The organism is Citrobacter sp. Cpo040 (assembly GCF_030332915.1).
GTDB lineage: Bacteria > Pseudomonadota > Gammaproteobacteria > Enterobacterales > Enterobacteriaceae > Citrobacter > Citrobacter portucalensis.
Genome location: NZ_JAOWGX010000037.1, coordinates 145,107 through 165,071, shown reverse-complemented (window position 1 = coordinate 165,071; position 19,965 = coordinate 145,107). Strand labels below are relative to the sequence as shown.

At 51.8% G+C, this 19,965-nt stretch carries 19 protein-coding genes and 5 tRNA genes; 16 read left to right on the top strand and 8 right to left on the bottom strand.

Annotated elements, in window-relative coordinates:
* Positions 1-5: 5 nt before the first annotated feature.
* Genes srlB through srlA form a run of 3 tightly spaced genes read right to left on the bottom strand, consistent with a single transcriptional unit; the run spans position 6 to position 1,913 of the window.
* Positions 6-368 (bottom strand): PTS glucitol/sorbitol transporter subunit IIA, encoded by a 363-nt coding sequence (gene srlB, locus OGX86_RS19355; RefSeq protein WP_168978958.1) that lies wholly within the window; start codon positions 366-368, stop codon positions 6-8.
* A gap of 13 nt (positions 369-381) precedes the next feature.
* The gene (srlE, locus tag OGX86_RS19350) at positions 382-1,353 is read right to left on the bottom strand and encodes a PTS glucitol/sorbitol transporter subunit IIB (RefSeq protein WP_048225255.1); all 972 of its coding nucleotides are present in this window, start codon (positions 1,351-1,353) and stop codon (positions 382-384) included.
* Positions 1,350-1,913: a PTS glucitol/sorbitol transporter subunit IIC gene (gene srlA, locus OGX86_RS19345; RefSeq protein ID WP_003037339.1), complete on the bottom strand. Its 564-nt coding sequence runs from the start codon at positions 1,911-1,913 to the stop codon at positions 1,350-1,352. The genes srlE and srlA overlap by 4 nt, the downstream gene beginning before the upstream one ends.
* Positions 1,914-2,177: 264 nt before the next feature.
* Between srlA and mltB the strand changes: the two genes are divergently transcribed.
* The 16 genes from mltB to OGX86_RS19265 all read left to right on the top strand — a co-directional run bounded on the left by mltB (position 2,178) and on the right by OGX86_RS19265 (position 15,346).
* On the top strand, positions 2,178-3,257 hold the full coding sequence (gene mltB / locus OGX86_RS19340; protein ID WP_286640429.1) for a lytic murein transglycosylase B: 1,080 nt from the start codon (positions 2,178-2,180) through the stop codon (positions 3,255-3,257).
* A gap of 191 nt (positions 3,258-3,448) precedes the next feature.
* Positions 3,449-3,946, top strand: coding sequence for a nicotinamide-nucleotide amidase (pncC, locus tag OGX86_RS19335; RefSeq protein WP_048225249.1), 498 nt, complete (start codon positions 3,449-3,451; stop codon positions 3,944-3,946).
* Positions 3,947-4,038: 92 nt separating this feature from the next.
* A complete protein-coding gene (gene recA, locus OGX86_RS19330) occupies positions 4,039-5,103 on the top strand; it encodes a recombinase RecA (RefSeq protein WP_003037330.1) in 1,065 nt (354 codons plus the stop codon).
* Positions 5,104-5,189: 86 nt separating this feature from the next.
* Positions 5,190-5,690 (top strand): recombination regulator RecX, encoded by a 501-nt coding sequence (gene recX / locus OGX86_RS19325; RefSeq protein WP_103014813.1) that lies wholly within the window; start codon positions 5,190-5,192, stop codon positions 5,688-5,690.
* A 128-nt stretch (positions 5,691-5,818) separates the two neighbouring features.
* Entirely contained in the window at positions 5,819-8,446 is a 2,628-nt protein-coding gene (alaS, locus tag OGX86_RS19320; RefSeq protein ID WP_048215695.1) for an alanine--tRNA ligase, read from the top strand.
* A 238-nt stretch (positions 8,447-8,684) separates the two neighbouring features.
* Positions 8,685-8,870, top strand: coding sequence for a carbon storage regulator CsrA (gene csrA, locus OGX86_RS19315; RefSeq protein ID WP_000906486.1), 186 nt, complete (start codon positions 8,685-8,687; stop codon positions 8,868-8,870).
* Positions 8,871-9,206: 336 nt separating this feature from the next.
* Positions 9,207-9,299 (top strand) — tRNA-Ser (locus OGX86_RS19310).
* Between the two features lie 3 nt (positions 9,300-9,302).
* Positions 9,303-9,379 (top strand) — tRNA-Arg (locus OGX86_RS19305).
* Between the two features lie 60 nt (positions 9,380-9,439).
* Positions 9,440-9,516, top strand: a tRNA-Arg gene (locus tag OGX86_RS19300).
* A 191-nt stretch (positions 9,517-9,707) separates the two neighbouring features.
* Positions 9,708-9,784: transfer RNA gene (locus OGX86_RS19295), tRNA-Arg, on the top strand.
* 171 nt (positions 9,785-9,955) lie between these two features.
* Positions 9,956-10,032: transfer RNA gene (locus OGX86_RS19290), tRNA-Arg, on the top strand.
* Positions 10,033-10,339: 307 nt separating this feature from the next.
* Positions 10,340-10,906 (top strand): fructose-1-phosphate/6-phosphogluconate phosphatase, encoded by a 567-nt coding sequence (gene yqaB, locus OGX86_RS19285; RefSeq protein WP_003825960.1) that lies wholly within the window; start codon positions 10,340-10,342, stop codon positions 10,904-10,906.
* Complete coding sequence (locus OGX86_RS19280) at positions 10,903-11,331, top strand: YqaA family protein (protein WP_003825961.1); 429 nt, start codon at positions 10,903-10,905, stop codon at positions 11,329-11,331. Before yqaB ends, OGX86_RS19280 begins: the two co-directional genes overlap by 4 nt.
* Before the next feature lie 77 nt (positions 11,332-11,408).
* A complete protein-coding gene (gene gshA / locus OGX86_RS19275; RefSeq protein ID WP_032944711.1) occupies positions 11,409-12,965 on the top strand; it encodes a glutamate--cysteine ligase in 1,557 nt (518 codons plus the stop codon).
* A gap of 149 nt (positions 12,966-13,114) precedes the next feature.
* Entirely contained in the window at positions 13,115-13,630 is a 516-nt protein-coding gene (gene luxS, locus OGX86_RS19270; RefSeq protein WP_003037312.1) for an S-ribosylhomocysteine lyase, read from the top strand.
* A 345-nt stretch (positions 13,631-13,975) separates the two neighbouring features.
* Positions 13,976-15,346, top strand: a complete 1,371-nt coding sequence (locus OGX86_RS19265) for a carbohydrate porin (protein WP_103286015.1) — start codon at positions 13,976-13,978, stop codon at positions 15,344-15,346.
* A 48-nt stretch (positions 15,347-15,394) separates the two neighbouring features.
* Here the strand turns inward: OGX86_RS19265 and emrB are convergent, their stop codons facing one another.
* The 5 genes from emrB to OGX86_RS19240 all read right to left on the bottom strand — a co-directional run bounded on the left by emrB (position 15,395) and on the right by OGX86_RS19240 (position 19,935).
* Complete coding sequence (gene emrB / locus OGX86_RS19260) at positions 15,395-16,933, bottom strand: multidrug efflux MFS transporter permease subunit EmrB (RefSeq protein WP_003825966.1); 1,539 nt, start codon at positions 16,931-16,933, stop codon at positions 15,395-15,397.
* A gap of 16 nt (positions 16,934-16,949) precedes the next feature.
* Positions 16,950-18,122 (bottom strand): multidrug efflux MFS transporter periplasmic adaptor subunit EmrA, encoded by a 1,173-nt coding sequence (gene emrA / locus OGX86_RS19255; protein WP_003825968.1) that lies wholly within the window; start codon positions 18,120-18,122, stop codon positions 16,950-16,952.
* A gap of 129 nt (positions 18,123-18,251) precedes the next feature.
* A complete protein-coding gene (gene emrR / locus OGX86_RS19250; RefSeq protein ID WP_003037300.1) occupies positions 18,252-18,782 on the bottom strand; it encodes a multidrug efflux transporter EmrAB transcriptional repressor EmrR in 531 nt (176 codons plus the stop codon).
* A gap of 90 nt (positions 18,783-18,872) precedes the next feature.
* The gene (gene ygaH / locus OGX86_RS19245) at positions 18,873-19,208 is read right to left on the bottom strand and encodes an L-valine transporter subunit YgaH (protein WP_003825969.1); all 336 of its coding nucleotides are present in this window, start codon (positions 19,206-19,208) and stop codon (positions 18,873-18,875) included.
* Positions 19,198-19,935 carry an AzlC family ABC transporter permease gene (locus OGX86_RS19240; RefSeq protein WP_286640426.1) on the bottom strand — a complete coding sequence of 246 codons (738 nt, stop codon included), beginning with the start codon at positions 19,933-19,935 and terminating at the stop codon, positions 19,198-19,200. Before OGX86_RS19240 ends, ygaH begins: the two co-directional genes overlap by 11 nt.
* Between the last annotated feature and the right edge of the window lie 30 nt (positions 19,936-19,965).

Sequence of the window (19,965 nt, the reverse complement as noted above, 5' to 3'; positions counted from 1 at the left end):
CAATCTTAAGCAACAAACTTCAAAATACAGCCCGGGGTGATACCGTCCGGGACGGGGCCCGCAACGTGTACAGTGCCGGGGAATTCCGCTTCGCTCTGCCCGTCAAAGCGCAGGGTGATATGCCCGAGTTCACGTAAGTTTTGTTCCGCCACGCTGCCAACGGCGGTGACCGGGTAGTGGTGCTGGCCCAGTTCAAACTGGATCCCGGCTTGTAAAGAGCCGTTCAGGTCCCCGTGGCAATGGATGAAACAAAACTCTTCGATATCCGCTGGCGCGCCTTCACGAAAGGTAATCAGCATCTGGTTGCACAGTGCATCCGGGGCGCTCTGGCCGATACGGGTAATGGTGGTTTGATAAATTACGGTCATTTTTGAGTGCCCCTTATTGGTAAATAAAGCCAGAAACAAACCAGGCGATGAGAACGGTAGGTGCGCCGGTCAGAAAACGGCTCACCAGTACGGATGGCACGCCGACGCGGACCGTGTCCTGACGTGCTTCGGCCAGCGACAATCCGACTGGAATAAAGTCACATGCAGCCTGGGCGTTAATGGCGAACAGGGCAGGTAGCGCCAGATGCGGAGGAATGTTCCCCAGACCAATCTGTACACCGATCAGCACGCCGATAACCTGGGCGATAACCGCACCGGGGCCGAGGAAAGGCGACAGCAGCGGGAAAGAGCAGATCAGCGCCAGAGTAACCAGTCCCAACGGATGGCTGGCCAGCGGCGCGAGTCCATGGGCAATCCAGTCTCCCAGACCCGAAGCCATAATGATGCCGATAAGTGCCGAGACGAACGCCATAAATGGCAGAATAGTTTTCAGGACGGTATCGATGGTGTCACGTCCGGACTGGAACAGAACCGCAACGGCTGAACCCATGCCCATTCCCACTTTTGCCAACAGGCCGTCGCTTTGTTCGGTAATCTTTTTACTGGTGTCGTAATCGCGACCGATAGTGCTGCTTGCAGGTTGCGGCGCAGCGGATGCCTCGCCGACAATCGTGATGTTTTCTTCTTTCACGCCAGAGACATAGATATCTTCGACAATGTACTGAGCCAGCGGGCCGGATTTACCTGTAGCGTGAATATTCACCGTCGGTATACGGCGTTTGGGATAGATCCCACAGCGCAGCGTGCCGCCGCAGTCGATGATCGCCACACCAATTTCGTTCTCCGGCGGCTCGCCTTCTTTGAAGCCATCAACTGCCTGCCAACCGGTCAGGCTTGCTATCCTGTCGACTATTGCGGGGCGAGTTCCGGCGGTGATATAGACAATTTTCTTGCCCGGTACAGCATCCAGTTCAAGGGGGCCACCCCAGCCACCGGTGCCTTTTTCAATACGAATACGTGTCATGATGTTGCTCCCGCCAGATGCACCTTCTGCTCAAGTTGAATGCCCATTTTTTTCTCGAAGATAGTGGTGGTGAAATCGGTCACCCAGCCGCGGAAGAAGTTAGTCACCAAACCGACCAGCAGGTAGCTCACCGCCAGTGGGCCAAGCGGAAGCCCCAGCGTGGTCAGGCCGCTGGCGATCCCCAGATAGACAAACAGTTCGCCGGGGTTGATGTGCGGGAATAAGCCGTTCATGGAATGGCAACTGTAAGAGGCGGCGGCGTAGTAGCTGGGCTTGTATTTTTCTGGCATAAAGCGACCCAGACTCAGCGTCATCGGGTTACAAAATACAAATGTGCCGATGCACGGCAGTAGCAAATAGCGGGACAGTGGATTTCCGGCGCAGCGCTGAGCAAAACGTTCAATACGTTGCTGGCCGATAAAGTTAATCAGCGCATTCATGATGACCAGCAGGCTAATCAGCAGGGGAAGAATACCGGTCACCATACCGGTAAACACTTCTCCGCCTTTCTGGAACAGCCCGATAAACCACTCAGCACCGAGTGTGATGGTGTCGATCATTATTCTCTCCTGTAGGGATTTTAGTTATCTTGCCAAACGGTGGCTAATTTTAATCAGATCGAAAGATATGAAAGTGTTATTTTGATCTCAAAATGAAAGATAAATATTTTAATTTGAAAGTTATTGCGTGAAAGCTCGCAAATGTGAAGGTCAGAGATGAAAGGGGATGTAAATTCTGTGAAGGAGAGCGACTACCGCTTCCTTGTATGGCGGAGGATGCTTTACCATACTTCTCCCAGGCTGAATTTGTTTAATGGATGTCTCATGTTCAAGCGTCGTTATGTAGCGTTACTCCCCCTTTTCGTACTGCTCGCTGCCTGTAGCAGCAAACCTAAACCTTCAGAGACTCAAACGACTACGGGTGCGCCATCCGGCGGCTTCCTGCTTGAGCCACAGCACAACGTCATGCAAACGGGCGGTGATTTTTCCAATAATCCGAACGCGCAGCAGTTCATCGAAAAAATGGTCAACAAGCACGGCTTTGACCGCCAGCAGTTGCAGGAGATCCTGTCGCAGGCCAAGCGTCTGGACTCGGTATTGCGTTTGATGGACCGCCAGGCACCGACGACTCAACCGCCAGCCGGTCCTAACGGCGCATGGCTGCGCTACCGCAAACAGTTCATCACGCCTGACAACGTGCAAAATGGTGTGGCCTTCTGGAATCAATATGAAGATGCGCTGAACCGCGCGTGGCAGGTCTATGGTGTTCCGCCGGAAATTATCGTTGGCATTATCGGCGTTGAAACGCGTTGGGGCCGCGTGATGGGTAAAACGCGGATTCTGGATGCGCTGGCGACGCTGTCGTTTAACTATCCTCGTCGTGCGGAATACTTCTCTGGTGAACTGGAAACCTTCCTGCTGATGGCGCGAGATGAAAGCGACGATCCGCTCGATTTGAAAGGTTCTTTTGCCGGCGCGATGGGCTACGGCCAGTTTATGCCGTCTTCCTATAAGCAATATGCCGTTGATTTTAATGGTGATGGCCACATTAACCTGTGGGATCCGGTTGATGCCATCGGTAGCGTGGCGAATTACTTCAAGGGCCACGGCTGGGTGAAAGGCGATACGGTCGCGGTGCCGGCAAATGGTCAGGCACCTGGGCTGGCGAACGGCTTTAAAACCCAGTACAGCATTTCTCAGCTTGCTGCCGCGGGTCTGACGCCACAGCAGTCGTTGGGTAATCATCAGCAGGCCAGCCTGCTGCGCCTGGATATTGGTACCGGCTATCAGTACTGGTATGGACTGCCGAACTTCTACACCATCACCCGCTACAACCACAGTACCCACTACGCGATGGCCGTGTGGCAGTTGGGTCAGGCGGTCGCGCTGGCGCGCGTGCAGTAATCGCTCCACCGGCCTACAGGAAGAAATCTCTCGTAGGCCGGATAAGATGCCCTGACATCGTCATCCGGCAGGTCTTATTTATGCAACGGAGCAATTTTTGGAATCCCCCTCGTAAAACGTTCTCTCCATCCCCACATTGGTTATGAAAGTGCTATCTTGTCCGGCATATTTTTTAACTGACAGAGGCTGAAATGACCGACAGTGAACTGATGCAGTTAAGTGAGCAGGTTGGCCTGGCGCTGAAAGCGCGTGGGGCGACCGTTACGACGGCGGAGTCCTGCACCGGCGGCTGGGTGGCCAAAGCGATTACGGATATTGCCGGAAGCTCCGCCTGGTTTGAACGCGGGTTTGTGACCTACAGCAACGAAGCCAAAGCACAAATGATTGGCGTGCGCGAAGAGACGCTGGCCCAGCATGGGGCGGTGAGCGAGCCTGTGGTGGTGGAGATGGCGATTGGCGCGCTAAAAGCTGCCCGCGCGCATTTCGCAGTCTCGATCAGCGGTATTGCCGGGCCGGATGGCGGCAGTGAAGAAAAGCCCGTGGGTACCGTATGGTTCGCCTTTGCCAGCGCGAGCGGCGAGGGTATTACGCGTAGGGAATGCTTCAGCGGCGATCGCGACGCGGTACGTCGACAGGCGACCGTCTACGCGTTACAAACCCTGTGGCAACAATTTCTACAAAATACTTGATACTGTATGAGCATACAGTATAATTGCCTCAACAGAACATTATCTATCACGTTTCGCGGTTTAACCCGAAAGCGGCATGACAGGAGTAATTAATGGCTATCGACGAAAACAAACAGAAAGCGTTGGCTGCAGCGCTGGGTCAGATCGAAAAGCAATTCGGTAAAGGCTCCATCATGCGCCTGGGTGAAGACCGTTCCATGGATGTGGAAACTATCTCCACCGGTTCGCTTTCTCTGGATATCGCATTGGGCGCGGGCGGTTTGCCAATGGGCCGTATCGTCGAAATCTACGGGCCTGAATCCTCCGGTAAAACAACGCTGACCCTGCAGGTTATTGCCGCTGCGCAGCGTGAAGGTAAAACCTGTGCATTTATCGATGCGGAACACGCGCTGGATCCGGTCTATGCCCGTAAGCTTGGTGTTGATATCGACAACCTGCTGTGTTCTCAGCCGGATACCGGTGAACAAGCGCTGGAAATCTGTGATGCGCTGGCGCGCTCCGGTGCGGTTGACGTTATCGTTGTCGACTCCGTTGCCGCATTGACGCCGAAGGCAGAAATCGAAGGCGAGATTGGCGACTCTCACATGGGCCTTGCGGCGCGTATGATGAGCCAGGCAATGCGTAAGCTGGCCGGTAACCTGAAGCAGTCCAACACGCTGCTGATTTTCATCAACCAGATCCGTATGAAGATTGGCGTTATGTTTGGTAACCCGGAAACCACCACCGGTGGTAACGCCCTGAAATTCTATGCGTCTGTTCGTCTGGACATCCGTCGTATTGGCGCGGTGAAAGAAGGCGACAACGTGGTCGGCAGCGAAACCCGCGTTAAGGTTGTGAAAAACAAAATTGCAGCGCCGTTCAAACAGGCTGAATTCCAGATCCTTTACGGTGAAGGCATCAACTTCTACGGCGAACTGGTTGACCTGGGCGTGAAAGAGAAGCTGATTGAAAAAGCCGGTGCATGGTACAGCTACAACGGTGAGAAAATCGGTCAGGGTAAAGCGAATGCGACCAACTGGCTGAAAGAAAACCCGGCAACTGCGAAAGAAATTGAGAAGAAATTGCGTGAGTTACTGCTCAATAACCAGGATTCAACGCCTGATTTCTCCGTTGATGACAGCGGCGAAGACGTAAAAGAAACGAACGAAGATTTCTGATAATCTGTTTTGAATCGCATGTTGTGAATCACATATAGTAAAGGGCTGCATATCATGCAGCCCTTTTTCATTTCTGAAGGCTTACTATGACAGAAGCAACTTCCCGCCGTTCCGCTTATTCCCGACTGCTTGACCGCGCCGTACGTATTCTGGCGATGCGCGACCACAGCGAGCAGGAACTGCGGCGCAAGCTGGCCGCTCCGGTGATGGGGAAAAATGGACCAGAAGAAATTGATGCCACGCCGGAGGATTACGACAAGGTCATCGCCTGGTGTATTGAAAGTCGTTATCTGGATGATGATCGTTTCGTGCGGCAGTTTATCGCCAGCCGTAGCCGCAAAGGTTATGGACCAGCCCGAGTGCGCCAGGAATTAAACCAAAAAGGGATCGCGCGTGAAGCTATCGAGCGGGCCATGCGTGAGTGCGAAATTGACTGGGCAGTGCTTGCACGCGAGCAGGCCATTCGGAAGTACGGTGAACCTTTACCTGTCGATTTTTCAGATAAAGTAAAGGTCCAGCGTTTTTTGCTCTATCGCGGCTATCTGATGGAAGATATTCAGGCAATATGGCGAAATTTTGACGATTGACCGCATACGGGATTTTACTTCCCAGTAAAGAAAACTTATCTTATTCCCACTTTTCGATTGCCAGAGGCGCAGTTTGCGTGCCGATGCTGGTAATGACATTTCGTTAGCTTGATTTCTTCAGGATAATTATGAGCAAGAGCACCGCTGAGATCCGTCAGGCGTTTCTCGATTTTTTCCATAGTAAAGGACACCAGGTAGTTGCCAGCAGCTCCCTGGTACCGAACAATGACCCTACTTTGTTGTTTACCAACGCCGGGATGAACCAGTTCAAGGATGTTTTCCTTGGCCTCGACAAGCGTAATTATTCCCGCGCAACCACCTCGCAGCGTTGTGTACGTGCGGGCGGTAAGCACAATGACCTGGAAAACGTCGGTTACACTGCACGTCACCACACTTTCTTCGAAATGCTGGGCAACTTCAGCTTCGGCGATTACTTCAAACACGACGCTATTCAATACGCATGGGAACTGCTGACCGGTGAAAACTGGTTTGCTCTGCCAAAAGAGCGCCTGTGGGTAACCGTCTATGAAACTGACGATGAAGCCTATGAAATCTGGGAAAAAGAAGTCGGTATTCCGCGCGAACGTATCATCCGTATCGGTGATAACAAAGGTGCGGCTTATGCTTCAGACAACTTCTGGCAGATGGGTGATACCGGTCCTTGCGGTCCATGCACCGAAATTTTCTACGACCACGGCGACCATATCTGGGGTGGACCTCCGGGAAGCGCAGAAGAAGATGGCGATCGCTACATTGAGATCTGGAACATCGTCTTCATGCAGTTCAACCGTCAGGCTGACGGCACCATGGAACCGCTGCCGAAACCGTCCGTGGATACCGGTATGGGTCTGGAGCGTATTGCGGCCGTGCTGCAACACGTTAACTCCAACTATGAAATCGACCTGTTCCGCTCACTGATTGAATCCGTGGCGAAAGTCACTGGCGCAACCGATCTGAGCAACAAGTCTCTGCGCGTTATCGCTGACCATATCCGTTCCTGTGCATTCCTGATTGCCGATGGCGTTGTCCCGTCGAATGAAAACCGTGGCTATGTGCTGCGCCGTATCATTCGTCGTGCGGTACGTCATGGCAACATGCTGGGCGCGAAGGATACCTTCTTCTACAAGCTGGTTGGTCCGTTGGTGGACGTCATGGGCTCTGCAGGTGAAGAACTGAAGCGTCAGCAGGCTATGGTTGAACAGGTTCTGAAAACCGAAGAAGAGCAGTTTGCGCGTACTCTGGAGCGTGGCCTGGCGCTGCTGGATGAAGAACTGGCAAAACTGTCCGGCGATACGCTGGATGGTGAAACCGCATTCCGTCTGTATGACACCTACGGTTTCCCGGTTGACCTGACGGCAGACGTTTGCCGCGAGCGTAACATTAAGGTTGACGAAGCAGGCTTTGAAGCTGCAATGGAAGAACAGCGCCGTCGTGCGCGTGAAGCCAGCGGTTTTGGCGCAGACTACAATGCAATGATTCGCGTTGATGGCGCCTCAGAATTTAAAGGCTACGAGCACCTGGAACTGAACGGCAAAGTGACTGCGCTGTTTGTTGATGGTAAAGCGGTAGACGCAATTAACGCAGGTCAGGAAGCCGTTGTCGTACTGGATCAGACGCCGTTCTATGCGGAATCTGGTGGTCAGGTTGGCGACAAGGGTGAACTGAAAGGCGCAGGCTTCGCGTTTGCCGTTAGCGACACGCAGAAATATGGCCAGGCCATTGGTCACATCGGCAAGCTGTCTGCGGGTTCTCTGAAAATTGGTGATGCGGTACAGGCTGATGTGGATGAAGCCCGTCGTGCGCGTATTCGTTTGAACCACTCCGCAACGCATCTGATGCACGCGGCGCTGCGCCAGGTTCTGGGCACGCATGTGGCACAGAAAGGTTCGTTGGTTAACGATAAACTGCTGCGCTTCGACTTCTCTCATACCGAAGCAATGAAGCCTGCTGAAATCCGTGCCGTTGAAGATCTGGTGAACGCGCAAATCCGTCGCAACTTGCCGATTGAAACGAACATCATGGATCTCGAAGCGGCAAAAGCCAAAGGCGCAATGGCACTGTTTGGCGAGAAATATGACGACCATGTGCGCGTTCTGAGCATGGGTGATTTCTCTACCGAGTTGTGTGGCGGTACTCACGCCAGCCGTACGGGTGATATCGGTCTGTTCCGCATTGTGTCCGAGTCAGGTACTGCGGCAGGCGTTCGTCGTATTGAAGCCGTAACCGGTGAAGGTGCTATCCAAACCGTGCATGCTGAGAGCGATCGCTTAAGCGATATTGCGCAGCTGCTGAAAGGCGATAGCCAGAATATCGGTGACAAAGTTCGTTCCGTGCTGGAGCGTACACGTCAACTGGAAAAAGAATTGCAGCAATTGAAGGAACAGGCTGCGGCGCAGGAGAGTGCAAATCTTTCCAGCAAAGCGGTTGATATCAACGGCGTGAAGCTGCTGGTCAGCGAACTCGCGGACGTTGAGCCGAAAATGTTGCGTACCATGGTTGATGATCTGAAAAATCAACTGGGGTCTACCGTTATCGTTCTGGCAACGGTAGTGGAAGGTAAGGTTTCTCTGATTGCGGGTGTGTCTAAGGACGTGACAGATCGCGTGAAAGCAGGGGAACTGGTTGGAATGGTCGCTCAGCAGGTCGGCGGTAAGGGTGGCGGTCGTCCGGACATGGCGCAAGCCGGTGGTACGGATGCAGCGGCTCTGCCTGCAGCGTTAGCCAGTGTGAAAGGCTGGGTCAGCGCAAAACTGTAATAATTATAAGCGTAAGTCGACGCTGCGGACTTCAATCCGCAGCGTTTGAATCAACGCTATCGACAACGATAAAGTCAGGTTGAAGTTGTGTATATCGGCTAAACTTAGGTTTAACAGAATGTGATGCCGTGACTGCTTACACTTAGGTGTTTGTCATCGCTTACTTTTTGGCGTTATATGATGGATAATGCCGGGATACAGAGAGACCCGACTCTTTTAATCTTTCAAGGAGCAAAGAATGCTGATTCTGACTCGTCGAGTTGGTGAGACCCTCATGATAGGCGATGAGGTCACCGTGACAGTTTTAGGGGTGAAGGGCAACCAGGTGCGCATTGGCGTAAACGCCCCGAAAGAAGTTTCTGTCCATCGTGAAGAGATCTACCAGCGTATCCAGGCTGAAAAATCCCAGCAGTCCAGTTACTAAGGTTTTCGCGTCTCACCTTTCTGGTGAGGCGCAACCTGATTGAGTTACTCTTTTTCTTCTCTTTTCTTCTTCGTCTTCCCCATTTTTTCGATTCCACTGCGCGTAATGCCTTTTCCTGCGAAGTTTCCGTTTGTTCACTCCTTCAGGAAATTGCCAATTTATCTGTTGATAAAACACTCTTTTTGCCGTTTTTGCAGACTAATTGCGCGTGAAATGTGCAAACGATAAAAGCTCTGGAAAAATTGTTTGACTTATAAGTCCCAGAAAGTAATATGTGCGCCACGCAGCGACGATGAGCAGAAACAAGTTCTTCGAAGCACTCGCAAGAGGCGTGTTGGTGAGGTGGCCGAGAGGCTGAAGGCGCTCCCCTGCTAAGGGAGTATGCGGTCAAAAGCTGCATCCGGGGTTCGAATCCCCGCCTCACCGCCATTTGCATCCGTAGCTCAGCTGGATAGAGTACTCGGCTACGAACCGAGCGGTCGGAGGTTCGAATCCTCCCGGATGCACCATATTACTTGATGTCGCTTTAGCAGCGACATCAAATCTGCAGTAAAGTAAGTTTCCCTGATGCATCCGTAGCTCAGCTGGATAGAGTACTCGGCTACGAACCGAGCGGTCGGAGGTTCGAATCCTCCCGGATGCACCATCTTCTCCGAGGCAACAGCAAACTGTTGTTTCATGGTCTGCGAGATAATCGTGAGCACCAGGGAGGATAACGTTGCTTTAGCAACGGCCCGCAGGGCGAGGCGCAGCCGAGTAATCCTCCCGGATGCACCATCTCTTACTTGATATCGCTTATCACGATATCAATATCGGCAGTATAGCAAGTTTTCCGATGCATCCGTAGCTCAGCTGGATAGAGTACTCGGCTACGAACCGAGCGGTCGGAGGTTCGAATCCTCCCGGATGCACCATCTTCTCCGAGACAACAGTAAAACTGTTGTTTCATGGTCTGCGAGATAATCGCGAGCACCAGGGAGGATAACGTTGCTTCAGCAACGGCCTGCAGGGCGAGGCGCAGCCGAGTAATCCTCCCGGATGCACCATCTTCTTCGCAGTATCAGTAGTAATCAGCAATTCCCAATGCATCCGTAGCTCAGCTGGATAGAGTACTCGGCTACGAACCGAGCGGTCGGAGGTTCGAATCCTCCCGGATGCACCATCTTCTCCTGAATAATAGCGAAACTGTTGTTTCACGGTCTGCGAGATAATCGCCAGCACCAGGGAGGATAACGTTGCTTCAGCAACGGCCCGCAGGGCGAACACTAGTGAGTCATCCTCCCGGATGGACCATCTTCTCCGAGATAACAGCGAAACTGTTTTTTCATGGTCTGCGAGATAATCGGCAGCACCATCTCCCCCTCAAATCATTTCCACATACTCTCTGAACACCCCTCAATTCGCTGTCAGCGACAAAATCAATCAATTACGATAAAATAACGTCTGGTCACTCGGCTTGTGAGAAGACGATGTACGAACGTTATGCGGGTTTGATTTTTGATATGGATGGTACCATCCTGGATACCGAGCCTACGCATCGTAAGGCGTGGCATGAGGTATTGGGGCATTATGGACTACGGTTTGATGAACATGCCATGGTCGCCCTCAATGGCTCCCCAACGTGGCGTATTGCGCAGTCGGTAATTGAATTGAACCATGCCGATCTTGATCCTCATGCACTGGCACGTGAAAAAACCGACAAGGTGAGAAGCATGCTGCTGGATAGCGTCCAGCCTTTGCCGTTGGTTGATGTCGTGAAAGCCTGGCATGGTCGTCGTCCTATGTCGGTAGGTACGGGTAGTGAAAGCGCAATTGCAGAAGCGCTGCTCGCTCACCTTGGTCTGCGTCGCTATTTTGATGCTGTAGTCGCAGCCGATCACGTACAACACCATAAACCGGCTCCTGATACGTTTTTGCTTTGTGCCGAACGTATGGGGGTTGTTCCGGCTCGTTGCGTCGTGTTTGAAGATGCCGATTTTGGAATACAGGCGGCGCATGCCGCGGGAATGGATGCCGTGGATGTCCGGTTATTGTGAGTGATGGACTGTCGCTCCTGTCACTGTTTGCCAGCAGTTTTCTCAGTGCCACGCTATTACCCGGCAATTCTGAAGTTGTTCTGGTTGCTTTGTTGGTTTCCGGGGTCAGTCATCCCTGGGTCTTAGTCTTAACAGCAACAATGGGTAATAGCCTTGGAGGGTTAACTAACGTTATCCTTGGGCGTTTCTTTCCATTGCGTAAAACATCGCGCTGGCAAGAAAAAGCCACTGGCTGGCTGCGGCGCTATGGCGCTGTCACACTATTATTAAGCTGGATGCCGGTTGTGGGGGATTTGCTGTGCCTGTTAGCCGGGTGGATGCGCATCTCGTGGGGCCCAGTTCTCTTTTTCTTATGCCTTGGCAAGGCGCTGCGCTATGTTGTTGTCGCAGCGGTTACGACACAAGGCATTATGTGGTGGCACTAATTGTGTTGTGGGATAGCCTTCAGGGTAACCAATACCATTATGCTAATTAAAACGATTTTGACAGGCGGGAGGTCAATTTGATCCCGGACGTATCACAGGCGCTGGCCTGGCTGGAAAACCATCCTCAGGCGTTAAAGGGGATTCAACGTGGTCTGGAGCGCGAAACGCTGCGTGTTAATGCAGATGGGTCATTAGCAACAACAGGCCATCCTGAGGTGTTAGGCTCAGCGCTAACGCATAAGTGGATAACCACTGACTTTGCCGAAGCATTGCTGGAGTTCATTACTCCTCCCGGTGACGACATTGAGAAAATGCTCACGTTCATGCGCGACTTACATCGTTATACCGCCAGAAACCTTGGCGACGAGCGTATGTGGCCGTTGAGCATGCCTTGCTATATTGCCGAAGGTCAGGATATCGAACTGGCACAGTATGGTACGTCGAATACCGGTCGCCTGAAGACGCTGTACCGTGAAGGCCTCAAAAACCGTTACGGCGCGTTGATGCAGACAATCTCGGGCGTACACTACAATTTCTCGCTGCCTATGGCTTTCTGGCAGGCGAAATGCGGTGTAACCGAAGGTGAGGATGCAAAAGAGAAGATCTCCGCGGGCTACTTCCGTCTGATCCGCAACTACTACCGTTTTGGTTGGGTGATCCCGTATTTGTTTGGTGCCTCTCCGGCCATTTGTTCCTCATTCCTGCAAGGAAAACCGACAACTCTGCCGTTTGAAAAAACCGACTGTGGGATGTATTACCTGCCGTACGCAACGTCGCTGCGTCTGAGTGATTTGGGCTATACCAATAAGTCGCAAAGCAATCTCGGAATTACGTTTAACGATTTGCATGAGTATGTGGCAGGATTAAAGCGCGCGATTAAGACGCCTTCCGAGGAGTACGCGGCGATCGGTCTGGAGAAAGACGGTAAGCGTCTGCAAATCAACAGCAACGTTCTGCAGATTGAAAATGAGCTGTATGCGCCTATTCGCCCGAAACGCGTCACTCGTCGTGGAGAAACGCCATCAGATGCGCTTCTGCGTGGCGGTATCGAGTACATCGAAGTACGCTCGCTGGATATCAACCCGTTCTCGCCTATCGGCGTGGACGAGCAGCAGGTGCGTTTCCTCGATCTGTTTATGGTCTGGTGTGCGCTGGCTGATGCCCCGGAAATGAGCAGCGATGAATTGCTGTGTACGCGTAAAAACTGGAATCGCGTGATTCTCGAAGGGCGTAAGCCTGGGCTGACGTTAGGTATTGGCTGTGAAACAGCCCAGTTCCCGCTGCCGAAGGTTGGGAAAGATTTGTTCCGCGATCTGAAACGCGTGGCACAAACGCTGGACAGCATCGATGGGGGAGAGGAGTATCAGAAGGTCTGTGATGAACTGGTTGCCTGTTTTGACAATCCTGAACTGACTTTCTCTGCCCGGATCCTACGGTCTATGATTGATGAAGGTATTGGCGGCACGGGCAAAGCGCTGGGTGAGGCTTACCGAAATCTGCTGCGTGAAGAGCCGTTAGAAATAGTGCAGGAAGCTGAATTTATTGCTGAAACCGAGGCTTCAAAGCGTCGTCAGCAGGAGATCGAAGCGGCTGATACTGAGCCGTTTAGCGTGTGGCTGGAAAAGCACGCTTGATACAAAAGAAAAAGGCCACTCGGAAGTGGCCAAAATTTCATCTCTGAAAACAGGGATGATGATAACAAATGCGCGTCTTTCATATACTCAGACTCGCCCCGGAACAAAGAGTTCAGATTATTTTTAAAAAATTTATCGGAGGTGGCTAAATGCCGTTGTTAGATAGTTTTACTGTCGATCACACCCGGATGGAAGCTCCCGCGGTCCGGGTTGCAAAAACGATGAACACCCCGCATGGCGACGCAATCACCGTGTTTGATCTGCGTTTCTGCATTCCGAACAAAGAAGTGATGCCTGAGAAAGGTATCCATACGCTGGAACACCTGTTTGCAGGTTTTATGCGTAACCACCTTAACGGTAACGGCGTTGAGATTATTGATATCTCTCCGATGGGATGCCGTACCGGCTTCTACATGAGCCTGATTGGTACGCCGGACGAACAGCGTGTAGCCGACGCGTGGAAAGCGGCAATGGCGGACGTGCTGAAAGTACAGGATCAGAACCAGATCCCGGAGCTGAACGTTTACCAGTGCGGTACGTATCAGATGCACTCTCTTAGCGAAGCACAGGATATCGCGCGTCATATTCTGGAGCGTGATGTACGCGTGAACAGCAATGAAGAGCTGGCGCTACCGAAAGAGAAACTGCAGGAGCTGCATATTTAGTCTTATTGATTAGCTGTTCCAGTATTTAAATTAACCCCGGTTTATGTCCGGGGTTTTTTATTGCTTAATATAATGTGCGTTTATTATATTTGCGGCGAGAATATATTTTAATTTAAATGATGCCTGACCTGTTAAATAATAAAATGTGATCTGGCAAGCAGAAAGAGGGGGGTAATTAACGATGCCAGAGTGTATTGATCACATAAACTAAAAAACATAAATAATTAATAGAAAAACATAATGGAATACGCCAGATATCCGGGTAATAACAAGACTCTTTTAATAGCCGGTAGATAGGGTTTTTATCAAATCTTATCTGGTATACATTAAACTTTAGGGATGAAAATGAAGGCTAAATATTTGGCGCTGATGATCGGTGCTTGCTTTTCTCATAACCTTTGGGCAGCAAATAATATCACTATTGAGCAGCGTCTGGCTGAACTGGAGCAACGTGTTGTTAATGCCGAAAAACGGGCATCCGATGCTGAGGCGCAAATTCGCTCGCTGAAGCAGCAGCAGGTCGCCGCTACGCCGACGGTGAATGTCCAGTCTGCCGAGCCGATTGCAGCAGGTGAAACTCCGCCTAAGCTGACATTATCCGGCTTCAGCGATATTAAGTTCTATGGCGATGTCGAATTTAATATGGATGCGGCAAGCCGTTCCGGTAGCCTGACATCGATGAGAACATCAGCGAATAAAGATTGGGCACCAGGAACCAATGAACGCTGGGATATTAACGGACGCCTGTTGCTGGGCTTTGATGGCTACCAGCGGCGGGACAACGGTAATTTTGCAGGGTTCTCGGTACAGCCTCTGGCGGACCTGACCGGAAAAATGAACCTCGATGATGCCGTTTTCTTCTTTGGTCGTGAGAATGACTGGAAAATTAAGGTTGGTCGTTTTGAAGCCTACGATATGTTCCCGCTGAATCAGGATACGTTTGTTGAATATTCGGGGAATACAGCGAACGATCTCTACAGTGACGGTTACGGCTATATCTATATGATGAAAGAAGGACGGGGACGTAGCGACAGCGGGGGGAACTTCCTGCTGAGCAAAACCATCGACAACTGGTATTTCGAAGTTAACACATTGCTGGAAAATGGCAGTACGTTATATACCGAGAAGCAGTACCACGGAATGGATTTAACCAACGATAAAAACGTGGCTTACGTCCGTCCGGTTATCGCCTGGCAAAACGGGCGTTTTTCAACGGCGATAGCGATGGAAAGTAACGTCGTTAACAACGCCTACGGCTATTACCAAAATGGGACGTGGATCGATCAGTCAGATCGTACGGGCTATGGTTTTACCATGACCTGGAATGGTCAAAAAACGGACCCGGAAGATGGCGCAGTGATTAACCTGAATACCGCCTATATGGATGCGACCGATGAGACAGATTTTACCGCTGGGGTGAATGCGTTGTGGCATCGATTTGAACTGGGTTATATCTATGCGCATAACAAAATCGAAGCTTTCAATGCTACCAATATCGATGCCGTTTGTGAGGACGATTGCTGGATCACCGATCCCGGCAATTATGACATTCACACTATTCATGCCTCATATTTATTCCCCAATGTGATGGATATGAAAAACTTTAACATCTACCTCGGTGCCTATGCTTCATGGGTAGAGGCCAATCCGAATAATGGTGATAACAGCGAAGATGCGCGTTACGGCGGGCGTCTGAGATTCAAATATTACTTCTGATTGTAGGTCTAATAAAAAAGGGATCCGCAGATCCCTTTTATCAGATAGTTAGTGTGCGCCACCACCACCGCCGCCCGCACCGAAGGGCGGTTTGGCGAACCACACCAGGCCAAGCAGGACCAGGAAGATCCCCGCCGACATCCAGAAGATTTCGTTAGCGGAAATAATCAGCCCCTGATTAGTGATCTGCTGAGCTATCCAACCTGAAGCCTGCTGGTGCGTCATCCCTAAATCCTGCAGCTTATCGTACATAGCCTGTGCATTTGGGTTGTAGGGGTTAACAGATTCCGTTAGCTGAGCATGGTGCAGCGACTCTCGATTTGTCCACATTGTCGTCGTAATCGATGTGCCAATGGAACCTGCCAGCGTTCGCGTAAAGTTCGACAAGCTGGATGCCGCCGCCAGACGCTCTGGTGGTAAGCCGGACAGCGTAATGGTGGTTAGTGGCATAAAGAAGCAGGCTACCGCGAACCCCTGAATAAACTGCGGCCAGGCCGATGCGCCAAAGTCCATACCTGGCTCGAACGTCCACGCACGCCAGTAGAAACAGACGGCGTACATAATAAAACTGAACGTTACCAGCCGACGCATATCCAGCTTGTGCGCGAAGCGGCCGATAATCGGAGACAGGATCACCGGAATCACCCCAACCGGCGCTGACGCCAGACCAGCCCAGGTTGCTGTATAGCCGTATACCTCCTGCAACAGCTGCGGCAGCAGGACGATTGCGCCGAAGTAAAGCATATAGGCCAGGCTGATACACAGGCAGCCGATGGTAAAGTTGCGCGACTTAAACAGCGAGAGATCGACAATGGGGTGCTCGTCGGTAAGCTCCCAGACGATCAGGAAGCTGATAGCAACCACGGCGACCACAGTCAGGATGATAATCTCCTGCGAGGCGAACCAGTCCAGCTCTTTGCCGCGGTCGAGCATAATCTGCAAACTGCCGATACCGATGACCAGCAGTGCCAGACCAATGGCGTCAATGCGCCGCTGCTCGGTTTTGGTTTCCCGACCGCGCAGGGTTTGCAGTGTCATCAATACCACCACAGCCCCGATAGGCACGTTGATAAAAAATATCCAGCCCCAGTGATAGTTGTCGCTGATATAGCCCCCAAGAATAGGACCACATATCGGGGCAACAATCACCGTCATCGACCATAGCGCGAGGGCGATGGAACGCTTGGCGGGTGGATAGTTATTCAGCAACAGGCTCTGTGACAGCGGAATTAATGGACCGGCGACAATACCCTGGATTACGCGGAAGAAAATCAGCATGTTCAGGCTGGTGGACATCCCGCATGCCCATGACGCAATGACGAAGGCGATAGTTGACCACATAAAGAGTCTTACTTCGCCAAAGCGTTTTGCCAGCCAGCCGGTGATCGGAATAGAGATAGCGTTCGCCACCCCGAATGAGGTGATCACCCAGGTCCCCTGGCTCAGTGAAGAGCCGAGGTTCCCGGCGATAGTGGGGATCGCCACGTTAGCAATGGTGGAGTCCAGCACCTGCATGAATGTCGCCAGGGACAGCGCGATCGTCATAATGACGAGCTGCGCGCCTTCCAGCGGTTTTTGCTGTTGCATCACACGCACCTTTGAATTAACCCGCGTTGGCCCGCACGATCTCTTCGATCATCTTATTGACCGGAGCAAGGTTGATTTCACGTGCATTACTTTCTGATACCGGCGTGGTACGAACCTGGCTTGCCAGAATTTGTCCGTCACGATTTGAGGTATCTACCGTAACCAGCGTAGACAAACCAATACGTAATGGATGCTGTGCCAGTTGCTGCGCATCCAGTTCGATACGTACCGGCAGACGCTGGACGACTTTGATCCAGTTGCCGGTTGCGTTTTGCGCCGGCAGCAGGGAGAAGGCGCTGCCCGTACCCATATCGAGACCGACAACTTTACCGGTATATTTTACGTCATCGCCGTAAATATCGCTGATAACGGTCGCCGGTTGGCCGATACGCATGTGCGCGAGCTGTGTTTCTTTGAAGTTGGCATCTACCCACAGGTTAGTGGCCGGAACAACCGCCATCAGCGGCGTGGTTGGGCTAATTTGCGCACCAGGCTGTACGGCGCGACGGGATACATAACCGGTCATTGGGCTGACAATTCTGGTACGTTCCAGCGCCAGCCAGGCATTGCGCACTTCGGTGGCAGCCTGTTGCACAGCGGGCTGATCTTCCAGCTTGCTGCCCAGAATCATCGCCTGGTTAGCATTATATTGTTGGATCGCGACATCAAGCTGGGCCTGAGCGCTGGCGACGGCATCACGAGCGTGTTGCAGCTCTTCGCGGCCAATCAGGTTGGCATTGCCCAGCGGAACTCGGCGATTAAAGTCGCTTTGTGCCTGCGCCAGTGCGGTTTTCTGCACTTCAATACTTGCCTGTAACTGCTTGCTGTTGATCATCAACTGGTGCGTCTGACGCACGCTGGAAGCCAGCGCAGTTTTGGCTTTTTCAAATGCCTGCTTTGCGTCTGTCTGGTCGAGGGTGACCAGCACATCGCCTTGTTTTACAAAGTCAGTGTTATCAGCCCAGACTTTCGTCACGCTGCCTGATACCTGAGCCATGATTTGAACCTGGTTCCCTGCCACGTACGCATCGTCTGTCTCTTCGACATGACGAAGTACTAAAAACCAATAAATCCCATATGCCACGGCAATGATAATAAAGAGCAAGGTCAGAAGGAGTAGCATACTTTTACGTTTGCCATTCTTCTTGACCGGTTGCTGCGGGGTTTGAGTCTCCGCATTTGCGCTCATGTTGTTCTCCACGATCTTATTTTTTTCACATCGGCTGAGCCGACCTGTTTATCAGACAGGCCAGCAGTATGCGTGCTGGCCTGTCGGTTTTTTCATTTATAAATCTGGATTTCTGAGCGAGTCAGCGCGTTAGCGCAGCGCTTCTAACACCGCGCCATCCTGCTCCATCTGATCAAGACGGGTCAGAAGTTTACGGGTAATTTGCTCAAGCTGATCTTTTTCGGTGGTGCTAAGAGACGACCAGAGCTGATGCAGGCAGTTATGCTGAGGCGGTAACACCTCTTGCAAAAAAGCATGGCCTTTCTCGGTCAATTGCAGATGCAGACAGCGGCGATCGTTATCGCTTTCACGACGTTCGATCCAGCCACGTTTTTCTAACTCATCCGCAATGCGGGTAGCGTTAGTGCGTGACGAGCCAAGCGCGCAACTCAGTTCAGAAGGCTGAATACTGTGGTTTTCCTGAGACTCCAGCGTAATCAACGCCATAAACAATGTCTCGTTAATCCCTTGAGCTTTCAGCATCTTATTGCGGTTTTCCAGCAACTTACCCTGCATGTGCATACAGAGGCGAGTCAGAAGCACTTCCTGATAAGGGAACTCTTCGTAGCGGCTGGCGCGAAATTTTAGCATTTGTTCAATGGGCGTAAACGAACTATCCATTTGGGTATAACCTCATTAATTTCAGCCGATATAGTAACGACAGTGACAAATAAAGTAAATGTATTATTTCTTTAAAATGATTGTTTTTATCTATAAGCCAACAAGCATTTTCCAGGCTAATCCATAGCCCAGAGCACTCAGTAACGTTGGAATGATGATGCTGCGGGTCTTATAGAAGCTTGCGCCCAGTATGACAAACCCCACCAGCGTAGGCACGAACCGACGAGCGTCGTGCATAACTTCTGGTGCGGTAGACACCACCAGCAGGGCGCAAATAGATGCAATGCCAATAGTGTCGAGTAGTATGCCCGTCGCGCCGCGCTTCGTCGGGCGAACATTGCCTACCCCAAGACGGAGCGGCAAATAACGAAAACAGTAATTAACGCAGCCGACCAACAGGCCAAGTAGCAGAACCTCATAGCTCATCAGGACCTCCCTGCCAAAATGACTGGATGAGCGCCGTCAGGCATCCACAGACAATACCTGCAAGGATAGCGGCAGGTATGGAAAACAGCATGACGCCAGCCAGCGCCCCGGCCAGGGAGGCAGTCACGCAGAGCGCTTGTTTACGTTGGAATGACGCGAGCAGGAAGCTCATAAACAGCGCCGGGAGCATGAATCCCAGTGCCGCTTCAACCGCCGGGTAATCCTTGAGTAAACCACTGCCGGAAAACGCGCCGATCACCGTACCAAACACCCAGGAGGCCCAGGAGCACAGTGCGATGCCGATCATCCAGTTTTCACTCCAGCGCCGATTATCCCGGACCAGTTTTGCCGTTGCAGCGGCAAAGACTTCATCGGTAAGGCCAAAAGCCCAGAGTGCACTTTTGGGTTTACTCAGTCGCTGGGCTATTCGGCTGCGCAGGGAAGGGCCGTACAAAACATGGCGGACATCCATGGCCATGACGGTAAGGGCGGCGACCCACAGCGAACTGCCCGCAGCGAACATGGTGGTAATGACAAACTGGCTGGCTCCCGCATAGATAATGCAGGAGAAAAAGACGCTTTCAACCGGCGTAAAGCCAAGGCGAGTGGCATTGAGACCAAATGCAAAAGCGACCGGAATATAGCTGATGACTATTGGCAGGCTGTCTTTGAATCCTTCCGTTAACGTTGCCGAACAGGATTCAGACTGGGGTACAGGGCTTTCCATAGGGTTATAGGTTTCATTACCGAAATTAAT